This window comes from Snodgrassella alvi (assembly GCF_040741455.2).
GTDB lineage: Bacteria > Pseudomonadota > Gammaproteobacteria > Burkholderiales > Neisseriaceae > Snodgrassella > Snodgrassella alvi_E.
Map to the genome: position 1 here is coordinate 1364394 of NZ_CP160328.2, position 25439 is coordinate 1389832.

The window sequence follows — 25439 nt, forward strand, 5'->3', positions numbered from 1 at the left end:
CTGCTTTCCTAATGAATTATTCATTCGGCCAAAACAATTTTTCCGCGTAACGAGAATGTATGTGCCTCAGTAATTTCCAACTCAACCATTTGATTTATCAGACGTGGATGGCCGGTAAAATTTACCACTCTGTTATTAGCTGTTCGAGCCTGCAACTGATCTGGATCCTTTTTGGAGACACCTTCCACCAGACAGCGCTGTACACTTCCAAGCATTGATTGATTAATACGAGCCGTTTCAGCCTCTATCACTTCATTTAAAGCCTCCAGCCGACGTACCTTTTCAGTATGTGGCGTATCATCTGGCAAATTAGCCGCAGGCGTACCTGGCCGCGGACTATAAATAAAGACGAAACTTAAATCAAAAGCCAGATCCTGTACCAGCTTCAACGTCTGCTCAAATTCTCGTTCCGTTTCACCCGGAAATCCTACAATAAAATCTGAGCTCAAACATAAATCCGGACGTATAGCACGTAATTTACGAATAATATGTTTATATTCCAATGCAGTATAGCCACGTTTCATTGCTGCTAGCACACGATCAGAACCAGACTGTACTGGCAAATGCAGATGCGATACCAATTTTGGCAAGTCCCGATAGCACTCAATAATAGCGTCAGAAAATTCACGAGGATGGCTCGTTGTGAAACGCATGCGCTCAATACCAGGTATCTCATGGACAATACGCAGCAAAGTAGCAAAATCACATATTTCACCATTGCCCATATCGCCCCGATAAGCATTTACATTCTGCCCTAGCAGGTTAATTTCCTTAACACCTTGTTGAGCCAGTCCGGCAATTTCAGTTAACACATCCTCCAATGGACGAGAAAACTCTTCACCACGCGTGTAAGGGACAACACAGAAACTACAATATTTGGAACAGCCTTCCATAATGGAAACAAAAGCCGCTCCTCCCTCTACACGTGCCGGTGGCAAATGGTCAAATTTTTCTATTTCAGGAAAAGAAATATCTACCTGAGAAAGACCACTCGTCTCCTTATCCAAAATCATTTGCGGCAAACGGTGCAAAGTCTGCGGTCCAAAAACAACATCTACATAAGGCGCCCGCTGAATGATTGCCTCACCTTCCTGAGAGGCCACACAGCCGCCCACTCCGATGATTAAATTCGGATTTTTAGCCTTTAACGGCCGAATACGTCCCAAATCTGAAAATACTTTTTCCTGAGCTTTTTCCCGTACTGAGCAAGTATTAAACAGAATAATATCCGCATCTTCAGCTCTGTCAGTACGCTCTAAAGATTGCCCTTCCGCAAGTACAGACAGCATTTTTTCGCTATCATACTCATTCATTTGACAACCAAAGGTTCGTATAAATACTTTTTTCATAACACCTAACAATATTATTCAACCTGAGGATTATTCGGGCGGATCAACTCATTCTGTTCCTCATCCGTCAACACCCAGATTTCTTGAATCTGATTCATCCTGTCAAAGCGTACCGCTATCGGAGAGTTCTTGAATCTAGGCAAATTATTATAAGTAATAAAACGGTTATTAGCATCATGCACTCTTACGGCACGACTCAATTGAAATGTTTTATTACTATTGATTAAGCCCAGACTCAGGGTACGTAACCAGGCCTTTTTCGCAGTTCCCAATACAACCTGTTGCCCCTCAGCATTTTTCAGCACTACAATCTGAACATCGCGAGGTAAAATACGGCCTGCCCATGCAAATGAAGCAGTCAACAAAATCAAACCACATAACGCCAAACGCAAGTACTTCATAGTTTCTCCTTGAATAACAATGGTTAATTTACGGGAAACAATTATACGCAGAAGACGATTTATCAGCAGCCATTCTAGCAAAGCAGTCAAATGAGAACTGATAAATAAAATAATGAAATTATTAATCTGCGTTTAAACATTTAATTACATCATATCGAGCTTCAACTAAAGATATATATATGGATTGGATGGAATATCATCATGTACAAAGATTTAGCTAAGAATTAAGAATTTAATAGCGCTACTAAATAATCAGTGTTAACAAATTCACCTAGCAAACAATTCAATTCATACCATACATCTTATACTTATAATTATTGCTAGTTATACCCATTAATTATTGCGTGAATCCTCATTTTTTACTTAATGACAAAGCGACCAAATCTTCTTTTAATAAAACTTGTCGATACCTATCAAGCATTTAAAATAATTTCACAAGTAAAATTTCTACACAATCATAATTGTATTAACGAGCAAATAAACAAAATGAAACAAGCCAGCCTAACGGCTGGCTTGTATTTGAAGTCTGATTACTCAGCAACAGCTTCAGTTTCAGGTGCTTTCTCTACTAACTCAACCAGAGCCAATGGAGCATTATCACCTTTACGGAAACCATATTTCAAAATGCGCAGATAGCCACCATTTCGATTAGCGAAGCGCGGGCCCAATTCATTAAATAACTTTACAACAACTTCACGATCACGTGTACGATTAAAAGCTAAACGATGATTGGCCAGTGAAGGCTTTTTACCTAAAGTAATCAACGGTTCAGCAACACGGCGTAACTCTTTAGCTTTCGGCAAAGTAGTTACAATCGCTTCGTGAGTCAACAATGAATTAGCCATATTACGCAACATAGCAGCACGATGACTGCTGGTGCGGTTTAATTTGCGGTTACCATTACGATGACGCATGTCATTATCCTTTAATCATCAAACTTGTGGCTTTTCCAGACTGGCCGGCGGCCAGGCTTCCAGTTTTGAACCCAACGTCAAACCTTTGGAAGCCAGGACTTCCTTGATTTCATTCAGAGATTTTCTACCCAGATTCGGAGTTTTCAACAGTTCAGTCTCTGTACGTTGAATCAAATCGCCAATATAGTAAATATCTTCAGCTTTCAAACAGTTTGCTGAACGAACGGTCAACTCCAGATCATCCACAGGACGAAGTAGAATAGGATCAATAGGTGGTTCTTTTTCTTCCACTACTGCTACCGGCGTACCCTGTAAATCAGCAAAGATTGACATCTGATCAATCAAAATACAGGCTGCACTGCGTACCGCTTCTTCCGGATCAATTGCACCATTGGTTTCAATATCCAAAACTAAGCGGTCTAAATCAGTACGTTGCTCCACACGAGCCGGTTCCACTTCAAAGCTGACACGACTGATAGGCGAAAAGCTTGCATCCAGTTGAATAGCGCCGATGCGTTTGTGATCGTCTTTATTTCGACGACCAGACACAGCTTCATAACCACGTCCTTGCTCAACCTTGATTTCCATATTAATACTTCCACCTTCTGACAGATGGCAGATAACATGATCAGGATTAACAATTTCGACGTCATGTGGTAACTCGATATCAGCAGCAGTAACAACCCCTGCTCCGGATTTTTTCAGACTTAAAGTTACCTCTGTGCGGCCATGCACTTTAAATACTACGCCCTTCAGATTCAGAAGAATATCAACAACATCTTCCTGAACACTGTCAAGCGTAGAGTATTCATGCAATACGCCTTCAATCGTTACTTCTGTCGACGCATAACCATTCATTGATGACAGTAAGATACGACGCAAAGCATTACCCAACGTATGGCCGAAACCACGTTCAAACGGCTCCATAGACACTTTGGCTCGAGTAGCAGACAAGGTGTCAACGTCAATTTGACGCGGTTTCAAAAATTCGGATGTGTTTTGCATTTAACTGTCCTCACTTAACCAGCTTTATTTAGAGTAAAACTCTACCACCAGCTGTTCATTAATATCGCCACTCAATTCAGTGCGATCTGGCATGTTTTTGAAAACACCTTCCAGTTTGCCTTCTTCAACAGAAACCCAGCTTGGTAAGCCGATCTGACTGGCCAGACTGAAAGCTTCTTGAATACGCACCTGTTTTTTGGCTTTTTCGCGAACAGCAACTACATCACCAGCTTTTACTTGAAAAGAAGGGATATTGACAACTTGGCCGTTCACGGTAATGGCTTTGTGAGATACCAACTGACGGGCTTCAGCACGTGTAGAACCAAAACCCATGCGGTATACCACGTTGTCTAAACGAGATTCCAACAACTGAAGCAGCAATTCACCAGTCGAACCTTTACGACGGGCTGCTTCAGCAAAATAACGGCGGAACTGACGTTCCAAAACGCCGTAAATACGACGAATTTTTTGTTTTTCACGCAATTGCAATCCATAGCCAGACAGGCGAGGTTTTTTCGCACCGTGCTGACCTGGAGCAGAATCCAGCTTACATTTAGAATCCAGAGAGCGACGAGCACTCTTCAGAAAAAGATCAGTACCCTCACGACGGGCTAATTTACATTTCGGGCCGGTATAACGTGCCATACTCGAATACTCCTGTTAGATACGACGTTTTTTAGGTGGCCGACAACCATTGTGTGGCAATGGAGTAACGTCTGTAATACTGGTAATCTTGAAACCAAGAGCGTTGAGCGCACGTACAGAAGATTCGCGACCAGGACCCGGCCCCTTTATACGAACTTCCAGATTTTTTACGCCATACTCTTGGGCAACTTTGCCAGCTGCTTCAGCCGCAACCTGAGCGGCAAATGGTGTGCTTTTACGTGAACCTTTAAAACCAGCACCGCCAGAGGTAGCCCAAGATAATGCATTGCCCTGACGGTCAGTGATAGTAATGATGGTATTATTGAAAGATGCATGTACATGCACAATACCTTCACTTACGGATTTACGTACTTTCTTGCGCACACGAGCTGTGTTTGCTTTAGCCATTATTGTTCCTTATCAATTATTTCTTGCCTGCAATCGCTTTACGCGGACCTTTACGAGTACGCGCATTGGTACGGGTACGCTGACCACGGCAAGGCAAACCACGACGATGACGCAGACCACGATAGCAGCCCATATCCATCAATCGTTTGATGTTCATGGTTACTTCACGACGCAAATCACCTTCTACATGGTATTTGGCAATTTGTTCACGTAAAGCATCAAGTTGAGCCTCGTCCAAATCTTTAACTTTAGTGCTCGGCACAACGCCGGCAGCTTCGCAAACCAGTTTAGCGCGAGACGAACCAATACCATAAATAGCCTGAAGGCCAATTACGATATGGGCATTGTTAGGGATATTCACCCCTGCAATACGAGCCATATTTTTTCCTTAGGGCAAAAAGTCTGTCACTATAACATAAAGACTTAGGGTTATCCAATTAGCCTTGACGTTGTTTGTGACGAGGGTCGGTACAAATCACACGTACAACGCGGTTGCGACGGATGATTTTACAATTGCGGCAAATTTTCTTTACCGACGGCTGAACGCGCATATTATTTCCTTTCTACTCTTAGCGGGCGCGGAAAACGATGCGAGCACGAGTCAAATCGTACGGAGTCAATTCCACAGTCACCTTATCTCCAGGAGAAATACGTATGTAATGCATACGCATTTTTCCAGAAATATGACCTAAAACGACATGATCGTTTTCAAGTTTAACTTTAAAAGTTGCGTTGGGCAGGGTTTCAAGGATTTCACCCTGCATTTGTATGGTATCTTCTTTAGCCATAATACTTAACGACGTGATGATAATGATTTCATCGCAGAACGCTTCATTAGATGTTCATACTGACTACTCATCACATAAGAAGCAATTTGCGTTTTAAAATCCATGGTCACCACCACCAGAATAAGTAGTGAGGTGCCACCTAGGTAGAAAGGTACATTCATCGCAGAAGTTAATACTTCCGGAATCAGGCACACGATAGCTATATAAATTGCGCCCCAGAAGGTTAAACGCAATACAACTTTCTCCAGATAACGACTGGTTTGTTCACCAGGGCGAATACCCGGCACGAAAGCACCACTTTTCTTCAGATTTTCTGCCATTTCTCTTGGACTGAATACCAACGCCGTATAGAAATAACAAAAGAAGATAATAGTAGCTGCAAATAGCAAAATATAAACAGGCTGACCATGCTGCAAAAGTGTGGCCAGTTTCTGCAACCATCCATCTTGATTAGCTGAACCAAACCAGCTTAATAGAGTAGAGGGAAACAGAATAATACTAGACGCAAAAATTGGCGGTATCACGCCGGCCATATTCAATTTAAATGGCAAATGTGAATTCTGAGCCTGCATAATGCGATTACCTACTTGCCGCTTAGCATATTGCACCGGTACTTTACGTTGTGCACTTTCGATGTATACAACAGCATAAATCAAAGCTAATGCCCCAACAATCAGTGCAACAGCCATCAAATAACTGATTGAACCCTGACTAGTCAGTGTTAGTAAGCGACCAATACCGGCAGGCAGACTGGCTGCGATACCGGCAGTAATAATCAGCGAAATACCATTACCAATACCACGTTCTGTAATCTGCTCACCAAGCCACATAAGAAACATGGTTCCGGTAACCAGACACACCATGGTAGTCAAATAAAATTCAAACTGGCCAGATACCACTACATTTTGTTGATAAACAAATGCTGCAGCACCGAAACTTTGTAGAGTAGCCAACAATACAGTGCCATAACGCGTATATTTCGTCAAAGTCCGACGTCCAGCTTCACCTTCCTTTTTGAGTGCTTTCAGGGAAGGGATAATTTCAGAAGCCAGCTGTACAATAATTGAAGCTGAAATATATGGCATAACACCAATTGCAAAGATACTGAACCGTTGCAGAGAACCGCCGGAAAACATATTGAGCATGCTCAATATGCCTCCGCCGGCACTTTCATACAGTTTGGTCAAAGCAGCACCATCCACACCGGGCACTGGAATATGCGATCCGATGCGGAATACAACCAACGCACCAAGCAAAAATAACAGACGATTTTTTAAATCACCAAACTTTGAAAGTCCTGTTGCGGATTGCGGATTAGCCACTTGTTTCCTTGCCTTATTCTGCTACTTTACCACCGGCAGCTTCAATGGCCTGTTGCGCACCTTTGGTGGCTTTAATACCATTTAAAGTTACCGCCTTATCAATGTTGCCAGATGCAATAATTTTGACATTCAAGGCAGTTGCAGGTACCAATCCGGCCTGTTTCAATACCAGAACATCAATTTCGTTTACTGCAACTTTTGCCAGTTCATCCAGACGCACTTCAGCATTTAGATGAGCTGTCATAGATTTAAAGCCACGTTTCGGCAAGCGACGCTGCAAAGGCATTTGTCCGCCTTCGAAACCAACTTTATGATAACCACCTTTACGGCTTTTCTGACCTTTGTGCCCACGGCCACAGGTTTTGCCTAAACCACTGCCGATGCCACGACCCACGCGGCGAGCCGCATGTTTAGCACCTTCAGCAGGCTGAATGGTATTCAAAAGCATGTTACTTCTCCACTTTCAAAAGGTAGCTGATTTTGTTGATCATGCCACGATTTTCGGGGGTATCAAGCACTTCAACAGTATGCTCACGATGACGCAAACCTAAGCCACGTGCGCAGGCACGGTGAGCGGCAATAGTGCCAATCAAGCTTTTAACCAGTGTAATGCGTACGGTTTTCTGCTCACTCATGATCTGCTCCTAAAATTTCTTCTACGGTCAGGCCACGTTTGGCAGCAATTTCAGCTGGTGTATACAGTCTAGACAAACCATCCAATGTTGCACGAACAATATTGTAAGGATTTGTTGAACCATGCACTTTAGCAGAGATATTATGAATACCCATTGCATCAAATACCAAACGCATCGGACCACCTGCTTTCACACCATTACCTTCTTTGGCAGGCTGCATGAATACGCGAGTAGCGCCATGACGACCGATTACTTCATGATGAATTGTACGGCCATTTAATGGCACTTTAATCATGTTACGACGCGCATGATCCATGGCTTTCTGTACAGCAACAGGAACCTCTTTAGATTTACCTTTGCCCATACCGATGCGACCATCGCCATCACCTACTACGGTTAAAGCTGAAAAAGCCATAATGCGGCCACCTTTAACCACTTTGGTCACACGGTTTACGGCAACCATCTTTTCGATCAGGCCGTCACCGCGTTCTTCAGTTTCGTGTTTTGCCATATTTCTGGTCTCCAGTTTATTAGAAGCTTAAGCCGTTTTCACGGGCTGCCTCAGCCAAGGCTTTAACGCGACCATGGTATTGAAAACCTGAACGGTCAAATGCCACTGCTTCAATGCCGGCTGCTTTAGCTTTTTCAGCAATGCGTTTGCCAACCACTACAGCAGCGTCTACATTGCTGCCGTATTTGATGCTGGCACGCACATCAGCCTCAAGAGTAGAAGCCTGAGCCAATACTCGATCACCTTCAGCGCTAATAACCTGGGCATAAATGTGATTATTGGTACGAAAAACGCACAATCTCACTTTGTTCAGGGCTGCAATTTTGGCACGGGTTTTACGTGCACGACGCAGTCTTGCTACATTTTTATCCATCAGTGAGCCTCAATTATTTTTTCTTGGTTTCTTTAATAACGACACGCTCATCAGCATATCGTACACCTTTACCTTTATAAGGTTCAGGCGGACGGAATCCACGAATTTCAGCAGCAACTTGCCCTACTACCTGTTTGTCAGCACCAGCAATGATAATTTCGGTAGCTGAAGGTGTAGTAGCTGTAATGCCTTCTGGCAATTCGTAATTAATCGGATGAGAGTAGCCCAAAGAAAGATTCAATACCTTTCCTTGAGCTTGAGCGCGATAGCCTACACCAATCAATTGCAGTTTTTTCTCAAAACCATTGCTTACACCAACAACCATGTTGTGCAGTAACGCACGCACGGTACCAGATAAAGCATTCGCTTTTGTACTGCTGTCGTTGGCAGTGATAACTAATTGTCCATCATTTAATGCTACATTTACTTCAGCATGCTGATGCAGGGACAGTTCGCCGTTTTTACCTTTAACAATGATAGCTTCTGGAGAGAACTTAACGTCAACGCCAGCCGGAACGACTACCGGATGTTTAGCAATTCGAGACATGTTTTCCCCTTAGGCAACCACGCATAACAACTCACCGCCGATACCATTGGCACGGGCTTTGCGGTCAGTCATTACACCTTTAGAAGTGCTCACAATCACAACGCCCAAACCATTCATTACTGAAGGAATGTCGTTGGAACCTTTATACACACGCAGACCAGGACGTGAAACGCGTTGAATGCGTTCAATCACAGGCTGACCAGCGTAGTATTTTAATTGTATTTCCAATGTCGCCTTGGTTTCGGTAGATACGGCAAAGTCTTCTACGTAACCTTCTTCTTTCAAAACTTTGGCAATAGCCACTTTCAGTTTGGAAGACGGCATGCTTACAGATGCTTTATTAGCACGCTGAGCATTACGAATACGGGTCAACATATCGGAAATAGGATCATGCATACTCATATTTTATACTCCTATTACCAGCTGGCTTTGATTACGCCCGGAATTTCACCACGCATGGCGATTTCACGGATTTTAGTACGGGCCAAGCCGAATTTACGGAAATTACCACGCGGACGACCTGTCAAAGCGCAGCGACGACGTTGACGAATCGGAGCAGCATTACGCGGAATAGCCTGCAGTTTCAATCGAGCCTGAAAATGCTCTTCATCAGTCGCATTGGCATCATTGATGATAGCGAAAATGGCTTCGCGTTTGGCAGCATATTTTTTTGCCAAAGCTTCGCGCTTCAGCTCACGATTAATAAGTGCTTTCTTAGCCATAATTAACCCTTAAACGGAAATTTGAACAGAGACAACAGTGCTTTGGCTTCTGCATCAGTTTTGGCAGTCGTGGTGATGGTAATATTCAGACCACGCAAAGCATCAATTTTGTCGTATTCAATTTCCGGGAAAATAATTTGTTCACGCACGCCCATGTTGTAGTTACCACGACCGTCAAATGATTTACCGTTTACGCCACGGAAGTCACGCACACGTGGTAGGGCAATGGCAATTAATCGATCCAGAAACTCATACATACGGTCACGGCGTAAAGTTACTTTACAACCGATTGGATAGTTATCACGGATTTTGAAACCCGCAATTGATTTACGTGCTACGGTTACTACCGGTTTCTGACCAGCAATTTTCTCTAAGTCACCAACTGCATGTTCCATTACTTTCTTATCGGCAACCGCTTCGCCCACACCCATATTCAGAGTGATTTTTTCAATACGCGGTACTTCCATAATAGATTTGTAACCGAACTGTTTGGTCAACTCAGGAACAACAGTGGTGTTATAAAAGTCTTTTAAACGAGCCATTGATTACTCCTTAAGCTCCCACGACAGCACCGGTAGATTTGTATACACGTGTACGTACTACTTTACCGTCTACAGTTTCTACTTTAATGCCTACGCGGTCAGCTTTTTGGGTTTCCGGATTGAAAATCGCTACATTGGAGATAGCCAATGGCGCATCTTTGGTAATTACACCACCTTCAATTCCACGCATGGGATTTGGTTTTTGGTGACGTTTTACGCGGTTCACACCATCAACAATCACCTTCTCACCGAGAACACGTACGACTTTACCCTGTTTGCCCTTATCTTTACCGGCAATGATGATCACCTGATCACCAGTTTTAATCTTTTTCATTGCAACCTCACTTACAGTACTTCAGGAGCCAATGAAACGATTTTCATGAATCGCTCAGTACGTAGCTCACGGGTTACCGGGCCAAAAATACGGGTACCAATTGGTTCCAATTTAGTATTCAACAGCACGGCTGCATTGTTATCAAACTTAATCAGTGCACCGTCATTACGACGTACACCTTTTGCTGTGCGAACAACTACAGCATTATATACATCGCCCTTTTTTACGCGACCACGAGGAGCTGCGTCTTTAACGGCCACTTTGATGATGTCGCCTACAGATGCGTAGCGACGCTTAGATCCACCTAATACTTTGATGCACATTACACGGCGTGCACCAGAGTTGTCAGCCACATCTAAGATGGTCTGCATTTGAATCATGTTATTACCTTTTAAAATCCAACTTAATTTACCGCTTTCAAACAGCCTATTACCTCTTTATGGCTGTTTGAAACCTTTAACGGTTCTAGTAAACCAGTCTTGGGTCCCGAAGGGAGAGTTCCGGCGAGCGCCGGAAACTTTCAGGAAACTGAAAGTTAAGGAACGAAGTTTACAGACAATATTGGATTGTCGCAATACTTCGTTCCCTAATTGCAGCACTTTGTTGTGTTAATTACACATTGCGTGCTTTTTCAATCAGCTCAGTTACAACCCAGCTTTTGGTTTTTGACATTGGGCGACCTTCGGAAATGACAACAACGTCACCAATACCGTATTGGTTTTGCTCATCGTGGGCATGGATTTTAGTCGAACGACGAATCACCTTACCATACAACGGGTGTTTTACTTTGCGTTCAACCAGTACGGTTACGGTTTTATCCATTTTGTCGCTCACGACTTTGCCCTGCAAAGTACGTACGTTTTTAGCTTCAGTCATTATTCACCATCCTTCTGATGCAAAATGGTTTTTACACGAGCAATATTACGACGCACTTTTTTCAGCTCACTGTTTTTACCCAGCTGGCCGGTGGCATGCTGCATACGCAATCCGAATTGCGCTTTCAGCAGGCCAACCAGTTCTTCGTTTAACTGCTCAACAGATTTGTCTTTCAATTCACTGGTTTTCATTATTGACCTACCTGGCGTTTAACAAATACGGTCTGAATCGGCAATTTGGCAGCAGCCAGCTCGAAAGCCTGACGAGCCAAAGTTTCATCTACACCGTCCATTTCGTAGAGCATTTTGCCCGGCTGAATTTCGGCGATGTAATATTCAACATTACCTTTACCGCCGCCCATACGAACCTGAATCGGTTTCTCGGTAATGGGTTTATCCGGGAATACACGAATCCAGATGCGACCGCCACGTTTGATATGACGAGTCATTGCTCGACGTGCTGCTTCAATTTGGCGTGCAGTCAGACGACCACGACCCACAGCTTTCAGACCAAAATCACCGAAGCTAACTTTATTGCCACGAGTAGCAATACCGGTATTGCGGCCTTTCTGCTGTTTGCGGTATTTCATTCTAGTTGGCTGCAGCATTTCGACCACCTGCCTTTCTGCTGTGTTTCTTTTCCTGTTCCGGCTTGGCCTGAATTTCACCTGGTGTCAGTTCACCTTTGTAAACCCAAACTTTTATACCGATGATGCCGTATGTGGTTTTGGCTTCGCTGGTTGCGTAGTCCACATTAGCACGCAGGGTATGCAGAGGCACACGACCTTCGCGATACCATTCGGTACGAGCAATTTCAATACCGTTTAATCGGCCGGAAGACATGATTTTGATACCTTTGGCACCAACACGCATGGCATTTTGCATAGCGCGTTTCATGGCACGGCGAAACATTACACGTTTTTCCAACTGGGCTGCAATATTATCAGCAATAATTTGCGCATCAATTTCCGGTTTACGTATTTCTTCGATGTTGACATGTACCGGCACACCCATGATTTTCTGCAAATCACGTTTTAATACTTCGATGTCTTCACCTTTTTTACCAATTACAATTCCTGGACGGGCACTATAAATGGTAATTCGTGCAGATTTAGCCGGACGCTCAATAACTACGCGACCAACAGAAGCATTAGCCAGTCGTTTGCGCAGAAAATTACGTACGTCAATATCTTCTTTCAGCACTTTGGAAAAGTCGCCGCTTTTGGCAAACCATTTGGAAGACCAATCTTTATTCACTGCCAGGCGAAAGCCTGTAGGGTTAATTTTTTGTCCCATCGCTTTTCCTTAGTTGCCCACAATCACGTTGATGTGACAAGTTTGTTTTTCGATGCGATTACCACGACCTTTGGCACGTGCCTGAAAACGTTTCAGGCTCGGACCTTTGTCGACATAAATGGTAACCACTTTCAATTCGTCAATATCAGCACCTTCGTTATGCTCGGCATTGGCCACAGCAGACTCCAGTACTTTTTTGATCAGCTCAGCACCCTTTTTAGGGCTGAATGTCAAAATATTCAACGCTTGGGCAATATCTTTGCCACGCACCAAGTCAGCAACAAGACGGGCTTTTTGCGCAGAAATGCGGGCATTTTTGTGTTGTGCACTAACTCTCATGTTTTATCCCTTATTTTTTAGCCTTCTTATCAGCCAGATGGCCTTTGAAGGTACGGGTCAATGAGAACTCACCCAATTTATGGCCTACCATGTTGTCGCTAATAAACACGGGCACGTGGGTACGGCCGTTGTGTACAGCGATGGTCAAACCGATAAAATCAGGCAGAATAGTGGAACGACGTGACCAGGTTTTAATCGGGCGCTTGTCGTTATTAGCACGAGCCGCATCGACTTTTTTCAGTAAATGCAGGTCGACATATGGGCCTTTTTTCAATGAACGAGCCATATCAGTTAACCTTTATTTGAGTAACGGCGGCGAACAATCATGTTGTTCGTGCGTTTATTACGACGAGTACGATAGCCTTTGGTCGGTGTACCCCATGGGCTAACCGGTTCGCGGGCTTCACCTGTACGACCTTCACCACCACCATGCGGGTGATCTACTGGGTTCATTACTACACCGCGAACGGTCGGACGAACACCGCGCCAGCGTTTGGCACCAGCTTTACCCAGTTTTTGCAGGCTTTGCTCTTCGTTGCCTACTTCACCAATAGTGGCACGGCAGTCAACGTGAATTTTTCGCACTTCACCAGAACGTAGACGCAACTGAGCATATACACCTTCTTTTGCAAGAAGTACGGCGGATGCGCCAGCGGAACGAGCAATCTGTGCGCCTTTACCCGGTTTCATTTCGATACAGTGCAGTGTAGTACCAACCGGAATATTGCGAATAGGCAGGTTGTTACCTGCTTTGATTGCAGCTTCGGAACCGGAAACCAGCACAGCACCAACCTGTACATTGCGCGGAGCAATGATATAACGGCGCTCACCATCGGCGAAGCACAACAAGGCAATATGCGCGGTACGGTTTGGGTCATACTCAATGCGTTCAACTTTAGCAGCGATACCGTCTTTGTCGTTACGTTTGAAGTCTACAACGCGGTAGTGATGCTTGTGACCACCACCTTTGTGGCGAGTGGTAATGCGACCACCGTGGTTACGGCCAGCAGTTGAAGACTGTTTTTCCAATAATGGTGCATATGGAGCACCTTTGTGCAAGCCTTCTGTTACCACGCGTACCATGCCGCGACGGCCAGCAGAAGTCGGCTTCATTTTAACAATAGCCATAGTGCTTATTCCTTATCTGCAGAAGCGGCAGCAGATTCAATGTCCAGCTCCTGACCAGCCGCAAGACTGACATAAGCTTTTTTCACATCACTGCGCTTACCGATGGTACGGCCAAAACGTTTATTTTTGCCTTTAATGATGGTGGTGGCTACTGAGTCCACTTTCACATTAAATAATAGTTCCACGGCTGCCTTGATTTCAGGCTTGGTGGCATTTGACAATACTTTAAACGTCATCTGGTTGCGTTTTTCAGCCAGCATGTTGCTTTTTTCAGAAACAACAGGAGCCAAGAGCACTTGCATTAAACGTTGTTGATTCATACCCATTGCTCCTCAAGTTGTGCAACTGCTGCTTTGGTAAGCACTACTTTCTTAAAGCGTAACAGATTGTACGGATCAGTTTGCTGTGCTTCCAAAACCAGTACATTTGGCAGGTTACGGCTGGACAGATAAACGTTTTCATCCAACTGTTTGGTGATGAACAGTACTTGTTCCATACCCAGATTTTTCACCTGTTCGGCAAAGGCTTTGGTTTTAGGTGTAGCAGCAGATAATTCGTCAATTACAAACAGGCGTTCATCACGTACCAGCTGAGACAGAATAGCTGCCATACCCGCACGGTACATCTTGCGATTTACTTTCTGGGTAAAGTTTTCATCTGGTTTATTTGGGAACGCACGGCCACCACTGCGCCACAGCGGAGAAGAAGTCATACCAGAACGGGCACGGCCAGTTCCTTTCTGACGCCATGGTTTTTTAGTGGAATGTTTTACTTCAGCACGAGTCAGCTGTGAACGGTTACCAGAGCGAGCATTAGCCAAAAAGGCCGTTACAAGCTGGTGAACCAGATCTTCATTGTATTCACGTGCAAACAATGCGTCAGAAGCAGCAACCGCACCTGCAACCTGACCTTGAGCATCAATTAATTTCAGTTCCATTACGCACCTACCTTCACGCTCGGACGCACGACAACGTTGCTGTTAACCGCACCGGGCACCGCACCTTTCACCAGCAGCAGCTGACGTTCGGTATCTACGCGCACGATTTCGAGATTCTGAATGGTGGATTTAACGTTACCGTACTGACCAGCCATACGTTTACCCGGGAATACGCGACCCGGATCCTGCGCCATACCAGTTGAACCAGGTACGCGATGAGAACGGGAGTTACCGTGAGAAGCACGCTGAGAACCAAAATTGTGACGTTTGATGGTGCCAGAAAAGCCTTTACCTTTGCTGGTACCAGTGACATCAATCAACTGACCTGCTGCAAACATGCCGACATTGATTTCAGCACCTGCAGACAATTCAGCCAGTTTTTCAGCAGAAACAGCAAATTCAACCAAACCACGTCCGGCTTCAACACCAGCTTTGGCAAAGTGACCTGCCTGTGCCTTGCTTACGCGATTGGCTTTTTTCTGACCAAAAGTCACCTGTACGGCAGTGTAGCCGTCGGTAGCTTCGGATTTGAGTTGAGTGACGCGGTTAGCAGACATATCCAGTACGGTTACTGGAACGGATGCGCCGTTCTCATCGAACACGCGCGTCATGCCTACTTTGCGCCCAACCAGACCTAAAGTCATAGTTATTTCCTTTTATAAAGGGACCAATTACGATTGATTGGCCTCGCACAAATAAAGAATCTTGCCGACGTAAAATCGGCAAGATTGTGATAATATCATGTTTATTCTGCTTGAATCAATTTTTTATGTAACTAAAGCACGGATTTTTAGGTAAAAACAACGATTACGCCTTACTGATAAAGTCTAGATTGGGTTTAGACGTTTTATCGTCATGAAATATCAATCGTTTAGCTGCATTTTTTGTTTGTTAGCAGATGTCATTTGCTTAATTCATCTGTGATATTTTGCAGAAAACGCAACCTCTCTGGTTTTAGCTTACCTTCAGCTAATGCTTGCTTGAGAGCGCAGCCCGGCTCCTGACGGTGGGTGCAATTATGAAACCGGCATTGACCGATATAAGAACGCATATCAGGAAAGTAATGCAGCAAATCGCCTGTATGTAAATAATGCAGCCCAAATGCCTGCAACCCGGGTGAATCGATTAACTGACTCTCAGTATTGAGATCATATAACTGCGCATGAGTTGTGGTATGACGTCCGGAATCCAGCGCAGATGAAATCGTACCCACCCGAGCCTGCTCTTTACCCAGAAGGGCATTGGTTAAAGTAGATTTACCCATACCGGACTGTCCTAGCAGGATAGCACATTCACCCTGTAAATGTTCACGCAATAGAGTTATATCATTCAGAGCGCTGATGTTGATTACCTTATAGCCGAGGCTCTGATAATAAGATAGTTTTACCAACCATTCAGCATTCTGAGGTAAGTCAGCCTTATTTAAGATAATCAGTGGCGTTATGTCGGCCGCTTCAGCAGCCAGCAATGCCCGCTGCAACAGCAATTCACTTGGTGTAGGTACCGCCGCCAGCACTATTAGCATCAGAGTAACATTGGCTGCTATAAGCTTAGTGCGTGTTGCATCCTGACGGTATAGCAGGCTGCGACGGGGTAAATAATCTTCAATCACGGCTTGTTGTTGGTTAATATGTCCGATATGCACAATATCACCGCAAGCAAAATCTATTCTTTTTTTTCGGGTAGTAGCCTCGTACATTTTTCCGGCGGCAGTACGCACCTGAAAACGCCGACCGAAACTGGTAACAATTTGCGCCGTTAATAACTTATCCGTCTGCTGCACCATTCCTAATGTCCTAATGTGCCTTTATTGCTGTCTGAAGTGCCGCAATACGTTCTCGTGCACCAGGATGAGAATCATAAAAGCGAGAATACCAGATATCTGAGACGAGACTGGCAGCATTGCTACGGTAGAGTTTGGTCAGCGCCTGAATTAAATCCTCAGCATGGGCATATTTAGCTGCAAACCGGTCGGCTTCAAATTCATTTTTACGAGACAAAACACTTGCCAGTGGTGAAAATGGGAAAGTAAACAGTGGTAGCACCAGCATAAACAATAATAAGGCCATGGCATGACTGGGCTCATGCACACCCAGCCCCAGATAAAAACCCGCCTGGGGCAATAGCCAACTTAAAACCGCAAATACAATTAAGGCAAGTATAAAAGTAACAATCATTTGCTTGAATACATGCTTGTGAGCAAAATGTCCTAATTCGTGCGCCAGCACGGCTTCAACTTCGTTTACTTGCATATCTTTTAGAAGGGTATCAAAAAATACAATGCGCTTGTGCTTCCCAAGACCTGTAAAGTATGCATTCCCATGTCCGCTACGTTTGGATCCATCCATGACAAAAATTCCATCACTGTGAAAGCCTGTACGTTGTAGCAGATTTTCGATACGAGCACGCATGACATCATCTTGTAATGGTTCAAATTTATTGAATAATGGAGCAATCCATTTAGGAAATGCCCACATCAATAATAAAGAAAAACTTACCCAAACCAGCCAAACCACAAGCCACCATGCACCCCCAAACCAGTTTGCTGCAATCAGAATCTGCATGATTAATAGTATGATGTACAGCAAAGGTAACCCAACAATAATAGCTAGCAAACATCCTTTGAATTGATCAGCAATAAATGTAGCTAGTGTCATTTTGTTAAAACCGAATTTAGCTTCAAGGCAAAAGCTGCGATACCATGCCAATGGCCAGCCCAATACCATATTCACCAGTGCAAACAAACCAATTAACAAAATTCCTTGTACTATATCGTGGTGTGTCCACTTTTGACTTAGACGTGCCAACAAATCTAACCCGCCGCCAAGTGTAAACACCAATAGCAACAATGCCTGAAACAGTATTTCGTAACGAGCCAGACGTTGTTTGGCTAAAGTATAATCTGCTGCTTTCTGATGCTCATCCAATGATACGTTGGCTAAGAATGCAGCAGGCACGCGGCTTCGATGCGCTAATACAGCTTTACTCTGACGTATAGACAGATACAACTGACCACAGGTTGTAGATACGAAAAATAAAAGAAATAGTAGATAGACTGTTTGGGCAGAAAGATAAAACGCCATAAAAACACACTATAGCTTAAAAATAATGATTGTAGCGGAGTTTGTACGTTATGGGTGGATAAAAGCGGCAATTCGAAAATCCCTTTTTTTAAATAGAAATTTACCACGCTTTTAGCCTGTTTAATAAATTTCCATGCCTGTATTTATTAGTTTCTAAACCAGAATAAATTTTCAAATTATCTTTTAATTTACCGTAAAAAAATAAGCTATCAGCCATTAGAGAAAGCAGCTAAAATGATGTTTTGTTATCAATCAAGATTAAGATATGCAAAACGATAAAAATCTTGTCTGGCTGGATATGGAAATGACTGGCTTAAATCCGGATACTGACCGGATTATTGAAGTCGCCATGATCATAACCGATAGTGATCTTAATATTTTAGCTCAGTCTGAAGTACTAGTTATTCATCAGCCAGATAGTATTATTAATCATATGGACAAATGGAATACGTCTACCCACACACGTACAGGCTTGATAGATAAAGTAAGGGCTTCTACCTTGACTGAAGCGGAAGCGGAAGAAAAATTGTTAGCCTTTATCAGTGAGTGGGTACCCGAAAAAGCTTCACCAATGTGCGGTAATTCAATTCATCAGGACCGTCGCTTTATGGTGCGATATATGCCGAAACTGGAAGCTTACTTTCACTATCGCAATTTGGATGTATCTACATTAAAAGAATTGGCTAAACGTTGGAACCCGCCTGTTGCAAAAGGTATAAGCAAAAAAGGCGCTCATCAGGCTCTGGATGATATTAAGGAAAGTATTGAAGAAATGGCTTATTATCGCAAACATTTCTTAACAGTATCTGCCTGATTTTGTATACTCCGCCTTTATTCTTTGCTGAAAAATTTTCCGGTTATGATGAATCCATCTTGTCCTATTAATCAGACAGCCATCTGGGCACAGCTACATCAACATCAGCGCAGTACCCGTTTTTTGCACATGCGTGATCTATTTCGGCAACAGCCGGATCGTTTTGAACAAATGCATGAGCAATTAAATGGCCTATTACTGGATTACAGCAAAAACCGCATTACTGAAGATACTCTGACATTATTAATAGAGCTGGCCAATATTGCCGATGTACGAGGCTGGACAGATAAAATGCGGCGCGGCGAAAAAATCAATGTCAGTGAAAACCGCGCAGTGTTGCACACAGCGCTCCGGCTTCCCCCTCAGGCTGAAGTCTATGTCGATGATCACAATATCGTTCCCGATATTCATCATGAACTTGAACGTGCCTATAGCTTTGCCGAAGCGGTTCGTTGTGGAGAATACACAGGAGCTCAGGGAAACCGTATTACGGATATTATCAATATCGGTATTGGTGGTTCGCATTTAGGGCCGGAAATGGTTACATTGGCATTACGACCGTTTCAGCAATCTGGATTGAATATTCATTATGTAGCCAATGTTGATGGCGCCAATCTGATGCAGGTATTAGAAAAAGTAAACCCTGCTACAACAATTTTTATTATTGCCAGCAAATCCTTTACTACACCAGAAACCTTACTGAACGCACAGACTGCACGAAGCTGGTTTATACAGCATGGCTTGCGTGAAACTGATATCGGCCGCCATTTCATTGCTATTACCAGTGCAATTGATAAAGCACAGGCTTTTGGCATAAAACCTGAGCACATATACGCTATGTTTGAGTGGGTGGGTGGTCGCTACTCTGTCTGGTCAACAATTGGTCTGTCGGTTATCTTTGCCATTGGTAAAGATAACTTTCAAAATTTCCTCGCTGGCGGTCGGGCAATGGATGAACATTTCTTTCATGCGCCATTAAGACACAATATTCCCGTTTTACTTGGTTTGATTGGCCTGTGGTATCACACATTTTATACCACCACCAGCCATGCAATTATCCCGTATGACCACGGATTGCGCCGTCTCGCAGCACATTTACAACAACTGGATATGGAAAGTAATGGCAAACAGGTAAGCCGTTATGGAGAGCGACTGGATTTTGATACGGGGCCAATCATCTGGGGTGAAGAGGGCGTAAACTGCCAGCATGCTTTTTTTCAGCTCCTTCATCAAGGGCCACGTCTGATATCCTCTGACTTTATCATTCCGATTAATAGTTTCTACCGTGTGAGTACGCAACACAAGGTACTTGTAGCCAATGCGTTTGCTCAGACTGAGGCCTTAATGCATGGCAAAACACTGGCTGAAGCCTATGCAGAACTCATGACTTTAGACAATAAACGTCGTGATATCATGGCACCACAGAAAGTATTTCCTGGTAATCAACCATCTAATACCTTACTGCTAGATGAAATCAATCCTTTTAATCTGGGGATGTTGCTAGCAATGTATGAACATAAAGTCTTCGTTCAGGGCGTGGTATGGGGGATAAACTCTTTCGACCAATGGGGCGTAGAGTACGGCAAAGTTCTGGCGAAACACATAGAACCCGAATTGAGCAACACAGATACGCTTAGCCATGATGCATCTACCAATGGCCTCATAGACTACTTTAGAAAACATCACCATGAGACAAACCCTGCATGATATCACCACGAAACTAGAAGAACTCGGACACACTGTAACCTGTGCAGAATCTTGTACAGGTGGCCTACTGGCAGCTGAGTTGACTCATCTTCCAGGAAGTTCCGGCTGGTTTAATATGGGCTATGTAACTTACAGCAATCAAGCAAAGCAACACTTGCTCAATGTTAATGAAGTTACTTTACGACATTATGGTGCTGTAAGTGAAGAATGTGTACGTGAAATGGCTCTAGGAGCACTGATTGACGCCAAAGCTGATTATGCCCTTTCTATTTCCGGTATTGCCGGACCAACTGGCGGCAGTGCTGAAAAACCTGTTGGCACGGTCTGGTTCGGATTAGCTACCAAACAACGCATTTGGGCCAAACAACACCTTTTCAAGGGAGATCGTGACGTCATCCGATCACAGGCAGTGGAATATGCACTGCGGTTTTTGCGTCACTATTTATACCGCTAAGAAAATAAATCTGTCTAAAAAATAAGAAGCTGGCCGTAAACAATACCGGCCAGCTTGTTTTATTTTTTGCACAAACAAATTAATTATTCAATACGTTCACCATGAATGCTGACATCCATGCCTTCACGCTCAGCATCATGATCGATACGCAAACCACGGCATACCAGTGCTGCTATTTTAAGAATCAGATATGTCATTATTACACTGTAAACAACGGTAATTGCAACGTCTTTAACTTGTGCCAGCAGTTGACTGCCAACAGTGGATTCACCTCTGAAAATAGCATTACTGAATAGCAGACCGGTTAAGATCGAACCCACTATTCCGCCAAAACCATGAATACCGAAAGCATCAAGCGAATCATCATAACCAAATCTGCGTTTTAAAAATACAGCAGCAAAATATGCTGCTACCGCCGTTAGAATACCAATTACCAGTGCAGCCTGAGGACCAACAAAGCCAGCAGCCGGTGTAATCCCAACCAGTCCAGATACGGCTCCGGAAGCCATCCCTAAAGCAGAGGGTTTATGTCCGGCCAATTTTTCACAAAGCATCCATGTCAATGCAGCTGAAGCCGCCGCTACCTGAGTGACCGCCATAGCCATGCCCGCTGAAGCATCCGCCGCACCTGCAGAACCAGCATTAAAACCAAACCAGCCTACCCATAACATCGCAGCACCAGTTAATGTTAACACCATATTATGAGGAGCCATAACATCTTTGCCATAACCGAGACGTTTACCAATTACCAATGCCGCTACCAGACCAGCAATACCGGCATTAATATGAACGACAGTACCTCCCGCAAAATCAAGAACTGGCGTATGTGCGTCAGCCATAAAGCCACCACCCCATACCCAGTGACAAACCGGAGCGTAAACTAAAGTTACCCACAATCCAGAAAAAACCAATAATGCAGAGAATTTAAGACGTTCAGCAAAAGCACCGGTAACAATCGCAGTAGAAATAATCGCAAACGTCATTTGGAAAAACATAAATACCGACTCGGGAACAGTACCACTACCATTTACGATGGTAGTCATTTCTCTGGTTTTATCCAATCCCATGCCAACCAGCATAAATCTGTCTAGGCCGCCAATGAAAGCGTTTCCTGGAGTAAAAGCCAGTGAGTATCCTACTATCATCCACAAAACACTGACCAATGCTGCCACAACAAAACTGTGCATCATGGTACCTAACACATTTTTTTTGCGCACCATACCGCCATAAAACAATGCAAGTCCTGGTACGGTCATCAGCAAAACAAGTACGGCGGATGTCATCACCCATGCAGTATTACCAGCATTTATTTCCGACAGTGGCCGCCACCAGCCGGACAAATCGCCTGCTAGGAGCGGCAATGGCATCAGCAAGACAGCAGCTAACAAACATTTATTTATTTGATTCATTTTATTTCCTTATTAAATAATACGTCTGTATTTACACCGCCGCAGCACCTGATTCTCCGGTACGGATACGCACGACCTCATCGACAGGCGAAACAAAAACTTTACCGTCACCCACCTTACCTGTTCTGGCACAAGTGACAATCACTTCAATAGCACGCTCAACCAGTTCTTCCGTCAGAACAATTTCCATTTTGATTTTGGGTAAAAAATCCACTTCATATTCTGCTCCACGATAAATTTCAGTATGTCCTTTTTGACGGCCAAAGCCTTTTACTTCACTTACCGTCATTCCTTGTACACCTATCTCAGCCAATGCTTCACGAACATCATCCAATTTGAATGGTTTAATCATTGCAGTGATTTTTTTCATATAACACCCCATCATCGAATTTCACTATTTATCATCAATCAGGCAGAACCATAATTTATTTGAACCAGTATATTTAACTCAGTAGCGTAGTTTACAGTTATCTACAGTGACTAATCACACCATACATCTTTCTTTTAAATTTGCAAAGATGTATCAAAATTACTGAGGTATCAAATGCCGTGTTCTGTTGATTTGATCTCTATCTTTTGATGAAACAATCCCCATATAAGGCATGAAACTAAACAATTACAATCAAAAATATAATTATTTAAGCACAACCATCAAAAATATTAATTCAAAACAACAAATGATTGGCGACTCCCTTTTTTTGGAAAATTTCTTTACCTCAATCAGTCTTTTTTCCTAAAGCCAAACCTCAATGTTATAAAACTACATATACCCATTGAAATTTATCACTATTCTTAGAACAGCCCCACTCAAGTGACATGCATCAGACAGATACAATCAGGTATAATTGCACCCTAATAGCAAAATAAATACATATACGTCATTGAAACATTTGTTTCTGTTAAGAGGCCAGCATGCTAATTTGCAATCCATACGAAATCGTTATTCAAGGCATGACAAATAATGGTAAACGCTTTCGCCCAAGTGACTGGGCTGAACGTTTATGCGGGGTATTGTCTTCTTTCGATCAAGGGCACAGGCTGTCTTATCACCAATGGGTTCGTCCTATTCTGGTTGATAATATCCGCTGCGTAGCAGTCGATCGCAAGTTAGAACAGATTAGCGCCACAGCCTTTAATTTTATGATGGATTTTGCGCGCGATAACGATCTGCGCATTCTGGATTGCAAAGCTTTATTAGAAGAACAGGAACACAGACAAATCAGCCTGACAGATGCTGTTGCGCAGGAAAATATCGAAGCGAAACAAACCAAACAAATCAATTCTTCAACCTCTGCCGAAACAAATTCTCAGATTCCAGTCAGTCAATTACGAGAACTGAAACCAGCCGAAATAAGCTCTGCCTTTGCTGCATTACATATGTTACATCCTGATATTCGGGATATCACTCAGTTTCAGGAATTGGTAACCATTCAGCAAGCAGAAGGTTATAGATTGCTGGGAATATTTGAAGAAGGTAAACAAAATGCAGTAACTGTTTGCGGATTTCGTATCGTCACCAACTTCACAGCTGGACGACATTTACATATAGATGATTTGGCCAGCCATCACATACCGGTTCAGGATGATCAGGTCAGCCAAATATTAGATGCATTGAAAGCCATCGGACTTAAAGAACAATGTAAGTGTATTCATGCAGATTCAAGTGTTTCATCTGATAACACTAATATGCATCACTTATACCTGAAACATGGTTTTATATTATCATGCCATAAATTCAGTTTTACGATTGAATGATAATAATTAGTAAAATAGCTCAATCAACCATTGTTTCATTAAAAAAACCGGATTGAATAAATTCTTCAATCCGGTTTTTTTATTCAACTTCATCATTCTGCTTCAGCCAAATAACCACGTAATTTCTGCATTGCTTTAGCTTCAATCTGACGAATACGTTCGGCAGAAACACCATATTCACCAGCCAGATCATGTAAGGTTAATCCGCCATCATCCGCAAGCCAGCGACTTTCCACAATATGACGGCTGCGTTCATCTAATTTGGCCAGAGCTGTTTGCAGACCATCAGTCTGTAACGCGTAATGAGCTTGCTGAGCCAGTACCTGTGTTGGTTCGTTAGAGCTATCTGTTAACCAGTCTATCGGTGCAAAATTGTCTTCATCATCATTTTCAGCCAGTAAAGACATATCCTTACCAGTCATGCGCTGTTCCATTTCCAGCACTTCTGACAATTTTACTCCAAGATCATCTGCAATGGACTGGGCTTCTTTATTACTTAAAGCGGCCATTGATTTACGCATGCTACGTAAATTAAAAAACAGTTTACGCTGCGGTTTGGTGGTAGCTACACGTACTAAGCGCCAGTTACGTAAAATAAATTCATGAATTTCTGCTTTGATCCAATGTACCGCAAACGAAAATAATCGTACGCCCCTGCTAGGCTGAAAACGTTTTACAGCTTTCATCAAACCGATATTGCCTTCCTGAATCAAATCAGCCTGATTCAGGCCATAACCATCATATCCACGTGCAATAGAAACCACTACACGCAAGTGTGACAGAATCAATTTTTTTGCAGCCTCTAAATCTCCTTCGGTCTGGCGTACCGCTAAATCCTGTTCTTCCTCGGGAGAAAGCATAGGAATATTATTTACGGTATGAATGTATTGCTCCAAACTACCATGCCCAGTCGGCACGGGTAATGCAAAAGCTGTATTCATGCCTATCCTTTCTGTTCGTGTTAGGTTATTGCTATTAATGTAACTGCAACACATTGTTTGTTACCTAAAAATCAATCAATAACCCAACTAATAATTTATCATTGTAATTAAAATAAGAATGTACTTCAATCACTATTTATGAATTGTTCATCATTGGTAAAATAATGTATTTTATCAATTTCGATTGTATATTTTAATGATTATA

Annotated in this window: 39 protein-coding genes; 4 read left to right on the forward strand and 35 right to left on the reverse strand. The window is 43.3% G+C overall.

What is annotated here, in order from left to right; translation table 11 throughout:
- Positions 1 to 20: 20 nt before the first annotated feature.
- The 32 genes from miaB to ABU615_RS06310 all read right to left on the reverse strand — a co-directional run bounded on the left by miaB (position 21) and on the right by ABU615_RS06310 (position 18154).
- Positions 21 to 1349 (reverse strand): tRNA (N6-isopentenyl adenosine(37)-C2)-methylthiotransferase MiaB, encoded by a 1329-nt coding sequence (gene miaB / locus ABU615_RS06155; protein WP_267408617.1) that lies wholly within the window; start codon positions 1347 to 1349, stop codon positions 21 to 23.
- Positions 1350 to 1363: 14 nt separating this feature from the next.
- Positions 1364 to 1750, reverse strand: coding sequence for a hypothetical protein (locus ABU615_RS06160; protein WP_267408618.1), 387 nt, complete (start codon positions 1748 to 1750; stop codon positions 1364 to 1366).
- 530 nt (positions 1751 to 2280) lie between these two features.
- Positions 2281 to 2664 (reverse strand): 50S ribosomal protein L17, encoded by a 384-nt coding sequence (gene rplQ, locus ABU615_RS06165; protein ID WP_100141132.1) that lies wholly within the window; start codon positions 2662 to 2664, stop codon positions 2281 to 2283.
- An 18-nt stretch (positions 2665 to 2682) separates the two neighbouring features.
- A complete protein-coding gene (gene rpoA / locus ABU615_RS06170; protein WP_100141131.1) occupies positions 2683 to 3669 on the reverse strand; it encodes a DNA-directed RNA polymerase subunit alpha in 987 nt (328 codons plus the stop codon).
- Positions 3670 to 3693: 24 nt separating this feature from the next.
- Entirely contained in the window at positions 3694 to 4314 is a 621-nt protein-coding gene (rpsD, locus tag ABU615_RS06175; RefSeq protein ID WP_025331687.1) for a 30S ribosomal protein S4, read from the reverse strand.
- Between the two features lie 15 nt (positions 4315 to 4329).
- Entirely contained in the window at positions 4330 to 4722 is a 393-nt protein-coding gene (gene rpsK / locus ABU615_RS06180; protein WP_025331688.1) for a 30S ribosomal protein S11, read from the reverse strand.
- A gap of 16 nt (positions 4723 to 4738) precedes the next feature.
- Positions 4739 to 5101, reverse strand: a complete 363-nt coding sequence (gene rpsM / locus ABU615_RS06185; protein WP_037406984.1) for a 30S ribosomal protein S13 — start codon at positions 5099 to 5101, stop codon at positions 4739 to 4741.
- Positions 5102 to 5159: 58 nt separating this feature from the next.
- Positions 5160 to 5273 (reverse strand): 50S ribosomal protein L36, encoded by a 114-nt coding sequence (rpmJ, locus tag ABU615_RS06190; protein WP_003697674.1) that lies wholly within the window; start codon positions 5271 to 5273, stop codon positions 5160 to 5162.
- 18 nt (positions 5274 to 5291) lie between these two features.
- Positions 5292 to 5510, reverse strand: a complete 219-nt coding sequence (gene infA / locus ABU615_RS06195; protein WP_003684714.1) for a translation initiation factor IF-1 — start codon at positions 5508 to 5510, stop codon at positions 5292 to 5294.
- A gap of 5 nt (positions 5511 to 5515) precedes the next feature.
- Positions 5516 to 6832 carry a preprotein translocase subunit SecY gene (gene secY, locus ABU615_RS06200; protein ID WP_100151547.1) on the reverse strand — a complete coding sequence of 439 codons (1317 nt, stop codon included), beginning with the start codon at positions 6830 to 6832 and terminating at the stop codon, positions 5516 to 5518.
- A gap of 13 nt (positions 6833 to 6845) precedes the next feature.
- Positions 6846 to 7280, reverse strand: a complete 435-nt coding sequence (gene rplO / locus ABU615_RS06205; protein ID WP_100141129.1) for a 50S ribosomal protein L15 — start codon at positions 7278 to 7280, stop codon at positions 6846 to 6848.
- A 1-nt stretch (position 7281) separates the two neighbouring features.
- Positions 7282 to 7467, reverse strand: a complete 186-nt coding sequence (rpmD, locus tag ABU615_RS06210) for a 50S ribosomal protein L30 (protein ID WP_100100557.1) — start codon at positions 7465 to 7467, stop codon at positions 7282 to 7284.
- Complete coding sequence (gene rpsE / locus ABU615_RS06215; RefSeq protein WP_367490432.1) at positions 7460 to 7978, reverse strand: 30S ribosomal protein S5; 519 nt, start codon at positions 7976 to 7978, stop codon at positions 7460 to 7462. Before rpsE ends, rpmD begins: the two co-directional genes overlap by 8 nt.
- 19 nt (positions 7979 to 7997) lie before the next feature.
- Positions 7998 to 8351, reverse strand: a complete 354-nt coding sequence (gene rplR, locus ABU615_RS06220) for a 50S ribosomal protein L18 (protein ID WP_100141128.1) — start codon at positions 8349 to 8351, stop codon at positions 7998 to 8000.
- Between the two features lie 13 nt (positions 8352 to 8364).
- Positions 8365 to 8898, reverse strand: coding sequence for a 50S ribosomal protein L6 (rplF, locus tag ABU615_RS06225; protein WP_100151546.1), 534 nt, complete (start codon positions 8896 to 8898; stop codon positions 8365 to 8367).
- A 9-nt stretch (positions 8899 to 8907) separates the two neighbouring features.
- On the reverse strand, positions 8908 to 9300 hold the full coding sequence (rpsH, locus tag ABU615_RS06230; protein ID WP_100141126.1) for a 30S ribosomal protein S8: 393 nt from the start codon (positions 9298 to 9300) through the stop codon (positions 8908 to 8910).
- A 14-nt stretch (positions 9301 to 9314) separates the two neighbouring features.
- Entirely contained in the window at positions 9315 to 9620 is a 306-nt protein-coding gene (rpsN, locus tag ABU615_RS06235) for a 30S ribosomal protein S14 (RefSeq protein WP_025331697.1), read from the reverse strand.
- 2 nt (positions 9621 to 9622) lie between these two features.
- Positions 9623 to 10162, reverse strand: a complete 540-nt coding sequence (gene rplE, locus ABU615_RS06240) for a 50S ribosomal protein L5 (RefSeq protein WP_025331698.1) — start codon at positions 10160 to 10162, stop codon at positions 9623 to 9625.
- Between the two features lie 10 nt (positions 10163 to 10172).
- A complete protein-coding gene (gene rplX / locus ABU615_RS06245; protein WP_100141125.1) occupies positions 10173 to 10496 on the reverse strand; it encodes a 50S ribosomal protein L24 in 324 nt (107 codons plus the stop codon).
- An 11-nt stretch (positions 10497 to 10507) separates the two neighbouring features.
- Positions 10508 to 10876 carry a 50S ribosomal protein L14 gene (rplN, locus tag ABU615_RS06250; protein ID WP_025331700.1) on the reverse strand — a complete coding sequence of 123 codons (369 nt, stop codon included), beginning with the start codon at positions 10874 to 10876 and terminating at the stop codon, positions 10508 to 10510.
- A gap of 232 nt (positions 10877 to 11108) precedes the next feature.
- A complete protein-coding gene (rpsQ, locus tag ABU615_RS06255; protein ID WP_100141124.1) occupies positions 11109 to 11372 on the reverse strand; it encodes a 30S ribosomal protein S17 in 264 nt (87 codons plus the stop codon).
- Positions 11372 to 11563, reverse strand: coding sequence for a 50S ribosomal protein L29 (gene rpmC, locus ABU615_RS06260; protein WP_025331702.1), 192 nt, complete (start codon positions 11561 to 11563; stop codon positions 11372 to 11374). Before rpmC ends, rpsQ begins: the two co-directional genes overlap by 1 nt.
- Positions 11563 to 11979, reverse strand: coding sequence for a 50S ribosomal protein L16 (gene rplP / locus ABU615_RS06265; protein ID WP_037394618.1), 417 nt, complete (start codon positions 11977 to 11979; stop codon positions 11563 to 11565). Before rplP ends, rpmC begins: the two co-directional genes overlap by 1 nt.
- Positions 11963 to 12667 (reverse strand): 30S ribosomal protein S3, encoded by a 705-nt coding sequence (gene rpsC, locus ABU615_RS06270; protein ID WP_100141123.1) that lies wholly within the window; start codon positions 12665 to 12667, stop codon positions 11963 to 11965. Before rpsC ends, rplP begins: the two co-directional genes overlap by 17 nt.
- A gap of 9 nt (positions 12668 to 12676) precedes the next feature.
- On the reverse strand, positions 12677 to 13006 hold the full coding sequence (rplV, locus tag ABU615_RS06275) for a 50S ribosomal protein L22 (RefSeq protein ID WP_037406961.1): 330 nt from the start codon (positions 13004 to 13006) through the stop codon (positions 12677 to 12679).
- Positions 13007 to 13016: 10 nt separating this feature from the next.
- Positions 13017 to 13292 carry a 30S ribosomal protein S19 gene (gene rpsS / locus ABU615_RS06280; RefSeq protein ID WP_025331704.1) on the reverse strand — a complete coding sequence of 92 codons (276 nt, stop codon included), beginning with the start codon at positions 13290 to 13292 and terminating at the stop codon, positions 13017 to 13019.
- A 5-nt stretch (positions 13293 to 13297) separates the two neighbouring features.
- The gene (rplB, locus tag ABU615_RS06285) at positions 13298 to 14134 is read right to left on the reverse strand and encodes a 50S ribosomal protein L2 (RefSeq protein WP_100141122.1); all 837 of its coding nucleotides are present in this window, start codon (positions 14132 to 14134) and stop codon (positions 13298 to 13300) included.
- A 5-nt stretch (positions 14135 to 14139) separates the two neighbouring features.
- A complete protein-coding gene (rplW, locus tag ABU615_RS06290) occupies positions 14140 to 14454 on the reverse strand; it encodes a 50S ribosomal protein L23 (RefSeq protein ID WP_370388708.1) in 315 nt (104 codons plus the stop codon).
- Entirely contained in the window at positions 14451 to 15071 is a 621-nt protein-coding gene (rplD, locus tag ABU615_RS06295; RefSeq protein ID WP_025331819.1) for a 50S ribosomal protein L4, read from the reverse strand. The genes rplW and rplD overlap by 4 nt, the downstream gene beginning before the upstream one ends.
- Complete coding sequence (gene rplC, locus ABU615_RS06300) at positions 15071 to 15715, reverse strand: 50S ribosomal protein L3 (protein WP_100141120.1); 645 nt, start codon at positions 15713 to 15715, stop codon at positions 15071 to 15073. The genes rplD and rplC overlap by 1 nt, the downstream gene beginning before the upstream one ends.
- A 257-nt stretch (positions 15716 to 15972) precedes the next feature.
- A complete protein-coding gene (gene rsgA, locus ABU615_RS06305) occupies positions 15973 to 16857 on the reverse strand; it encodes a ribosome small subunit-dependent GTPase A (RefSeq protein WP_370388709.1) in 885 nt (294 codons plus the stop codon).
- Between the two features lie 10 nt (positions 16858 to 16867).
- Positions 16868 to 18154 carry a M48 family metallopeptidase gene (locus tag ABU615_RS06310; RefSeq protein WP_370388710.1) on the reverse strand — a complete coding sequence of 429 codons (1287 nt, stop codon included), beginning with the start codon at positions 18152 to 18154 and terminating at the stop codon, positions 16868 to 16870.
- Between the two features lie 265 nt (positions 18155 to 18419).
- On the opposite strand from ABU615_RS06310, the gene orn reads away from it, so the two are divergent.
- The 3 genes from orn to ABU615_RS06325 are packed head-to-tail and all read left to right on the forward strand — an operon-like array spanning position 18420 to position 21129.
- Complete coding sequence (orn, locus tag ABU615_RS06315; protein ID WP_100141117.1) at positions 18420 to 18968, forward strand: oligoribonuclease; 549 nt, start codon at positions 18420 to 18422, stop codon at positions 18966 to 18968.
- A gap of 48 nt (positions 18969 to 19016) precedes the next feature.
- Entirely contained in the window at positions 19017 to 20675 is a 1659-nt protein-coding gene (gene pgi / locus ABU615_RS06320; RefSeq protein ID WP_370387099.1) for a glucose-6-phosphate isomerase, read from the forward strand.
- Entirely contained in the window at positions 20656 to 21129 is a 474-nt protein-coding gene (locus ABU615_RS06325; RefSeq protein ID WP_100141116.1) for a CinA family protein, read from the forward strand. The genes pgi and ABU615_RS06325 overlap by 20 nt, the downstream gene beginning before the upstream one ends.
- Before the next feature lie 83 nt (positions 21130 to 21212).
- On the opposite strand, the gene ABU615_RS06330 is transcribed toward ABU615_RS06325, so the two are convergent.
- Together ABU615_RS06330 and ABU615_RS06335 are read right to left on the reverse strand one after the other, a co-directional pair.
- On the reverse strand, positions 21213 to 22529 hold the full coding sequence (locus ABU615_RS06330) for an ammonium transporter (protein ID WP_370389354.1): 1317 nt from the start codon (positions 22527 to 22529) through the stop codon (positions 21213 to 21215).
- A gap of 40 nt (positions 22530 to 22569) precedes the next feature.
- Positions 22570 to 22908, reverse strand: a complete 339-nt coding sequence (locus ABU615_RS06335; RefSeq protein WP_100141115.1) for a P-II family nitrogen regulator — start codon at positions 22906 to 22908, stop codon at positions 22570 to 22572.
- A gap of 542 nt (positions 22909 to 23450) precedes the next feature.
- On the opposite strand from ABU615_RS06335, the gene ABU615_RS06340 reads away from it, so the two are divergent.
- Positions 23451 to 24293, forward strand: a complete 843-nt coding sequence (locus ABU615_RS06340) for a DUF3579 domain-containing protein (RefSeq protein ID WP_370388711.1) — start codon at positions 23451 to 23453, stop codon at positions 24291 to 24293.
- Positions 24294 to 24385: 92 nt separating this feature from the next.
- Here the strand turns inward: ABU615_RS06340 and rpoH are convergent, their stop codons facing one another.
- Positions 24386 to 25234 carry an RNA polymerase sigma factor RpoH gene (gene rpoH, locus ABU615_RS06345; protein WP_100141113.1) on the reverse strand — a complete coding sequence of 283 codons (849 nt, stop codon included), beginning with the start codon at positions 25232 to 25234 and terminating at the stop codon, positions 24386 to 24388.
- Positions 25235 to 25439: the final 205 nt, after the last annotated feature.

Coding starts and splice junctions, on each gene's coding strand:
- miaB (WP_267408617.1), bottom strand. CDS start 1,349: ATGAAAAAAGTATTTATACGAACCTTTGGTTGTCAAATGAATGAGTAT.
- ABU615_RS06160 (WP_267408618.1), bottom strand. CDS start 1,750: ATGAAGTACTTGCGTTTGGCGTTATGTGGTTTGATTTTGTTGACTGCT.
- rplQ (WP_100141132.1), bottom strand. CDS start 2,664: ATGCGTCATCGTAATGGTAACCGCAAATTAAACCGCACCAGCAGTCAT.
- rpoA (WP_100141131.1), bottom strand. CDS start 3,669: ATGCAAAACACATCCGAATTTTTGAAACCGCGTCAAATTGACGTTGAC.
- rpsD (WP_025331687.1), bottom strand. CDS start 4,314: ATGGCACGTTATACCGGCCCGAAATGTAAATTAGCCCGTCGTGAGGGT.
- rpsK (WP_025331688.1), bottom strand. CDS start 4,722: ATGGCTAAAGCAAACACAGCTCGTGTGCGCAAGAAAGTACGTAAATCC.
- rpsM (WP_037406984.1), bottom strand. CDS start 5,101: ATGGCTCGTATTGCAGGGGTGAATATCCCTAACAATGCCCATATCGTA.
- rpmJ (WP_003697674.1), bottom strand. CDS start 5,273: ATGCGCGTTCAGCCGTCGGTAAAGAAAATTTGCCGCAATTGTAAAATC.
- infA (WP_003684714.1), bottom strand. CDS start 5,510: ATGGCTAAAGAAGATACCATACAAATGCAGGGTGAAATCCTTGAAACC.
- rplO (WP_100141129.1), bottom strand. CDS start 7,280: ATGCTTTTGAATACCATTCAGCCTGCTGAAGGTGCTAAACATGCGGCT.
- rpmD (WP_100100557.1), bottom strand. CDS start 7,467: ATGAGTGAGCAGAAAACCGTACGCATTACACTGGTTAAAAGCTTGATT.
- rpsE (WP_367490432.1), bottom strand. CDS start 7,978: ATGGCAAAACACGAAACTGAAGAACGCGGTGACGGCCTGATCGAAAAG.
- rplR (WP_100141128.1), bottom strand. CDS start 8,351: ATGGATAAAAATGTAGCAAGACTGCGTCGTGCACGTAAAACCCGTGCC.
- rplF (WP_100151546.1), bottom strand. CDS start 8,898: ATGTCTCGAATTGCTAAACATCCGGTAGTCGTTCCGGCTGGCGTTGAC.
- rpsH (WP_100141126.1), bottom strand. CDS start 9,300: ATGAGTATGCATGATCCTATTTCCGATATGTTGACCCGTATTCGTAAT.
- rpsN (WP_025331697.1), bottom strand. CDS start 9,620: ATGGCTAAGAAAGCACTTATTAATCGTGAGCTGAAGCGCGAAGCTTTG.
- rplE (WP_025331698.1), bottom strand. CDS start 10,162: ATGGCTCGTTTAAAAGACTTTTATAACACCACTGTTGTTCCTGAGTTG.
- rplX (WP_100141125.1), bottom strand. CDS start 10,496: ATGAAAAAGATTAAAACTGGTGATCAGGTGATCATCATTGCCGGTAAA.
- rplN (WP_025331700.1), bottom strand. CDS start 10,876: ATGATTCAAATGCAGACCATCTTAGATGTGGCTGACAACTCTGGTGCA.
- rpsQ (WP_100141124.1), bottom strand. CDS start 11,372: ATGACTGAAGCTAAAAACGTACGTACTTTGCAGGGCAAAGTCGTGAGC.
- rpmC (WP_025331702.1), bottom strand. CDS start 11,563: ATGAAAACCAGTGAATTGAAAGACAAATCTGTTGAGCAGTTAAACGAA.
- rplP (WP_037394618.1), bottom strand. CDS start 11,979: ATGCTGCAGCCAACTAGAATGAAATACCGCAAACAGCAGAAAGGCCGC.
- rpsC (WP_100141123.1), bottom strand. CDS start 12,667: ATGGGACAAAAAATTAACCCTACAGGCTTTCGCCTGGCAGTGAATAAA.
- rplV (WP_037406961.1), bottom strand. CDS start 13,006: ATGAGAGTTAGTGCACAACACAAAAATGCCCGCATTTCTGCGCAAAAA.
- rpsS (WP_025331704.1), bottom strand. CDS start 13,292: ATGGCTCGTTCATTGAAAAAAGGCCCATATGTCGACCTGCATTTACTG.
- rplB (WP_100141122.1), bottom strand. CDS start 14,134: ATGGCTATTGTTAAAATGAAGCCGACTTCTGCTGGCCGTCGCGGCATG.
- rplW (WP_370388708.1), bottom strand. CDS start 14,454: ATGAATCAACAACGTTTAATGCAAGTGCTCTTGGCTCCTGTTGTTTCT.
- rplD (WP_025331819.1), bottom strand. CDS start 15,071: ATGGAACTGAAATTAATTGATGCTCAAGGTCAGGTTGCAGGTGCGGTT.
- rplC (WP_100141120.1), bottom strand. CDS start 15,715: ATGACTTTAGGTCTGGTTGGGCGCAAAGTAGGCATGACGCGCGTGTTC.
- rsgA (WP_370388709.1), bottom strand. CDS start 16,857: ATGGTGCAGCAGACGGATAAGTTATTAACGGCGCAAATTGTTACCAGT.
- ABU615_RS06310 (WP_370388710.1), bottom strand. CDS start 18,154: ATGGCGTTTTATCTTTCTGCCCAAACAGTCTATCTACTATTTCTTTTA.
- orn (WP_100141117.1), top strand. CDS start 18,420: ATGCAAAACGATAAAAATCTTGTCTGGCTGGATATGGAAATGACTGGC.
- pgi (WP_370387099.1), top strand. CDS start 19,017: ATGAATCCATCTTGTCCTATTAATCAGACAGCCATCTGGGCACAGCTA.
- ABU615_RS06325 (WP_100141116.1), top strand. CDS start 20,656: ATGAGACAAACCCTGCATGATATCACCACGAAACTAGAAGAACTCGGA.
- ABU615_RS06335 (WP_100141115.1), bottom strand. CDS start 22,908: ATGAAAAAAATCACTGCAATGATTAAACCATTCAAATTGGATGATGTT.
- ABU615_RS06340 (WP_370388711.1), top strand. CDS start 23,451: ATGCTAATTTGCAATCCATACGAAATCGTTATTCAAGGCATGACAAAT.
- rpoH (WP_100141113.1), bottom strand. CDS start 25,234: ATGAATACAGCTTTTGCATTACCCGTGCCGACTGGGCATGGTAGTTTG.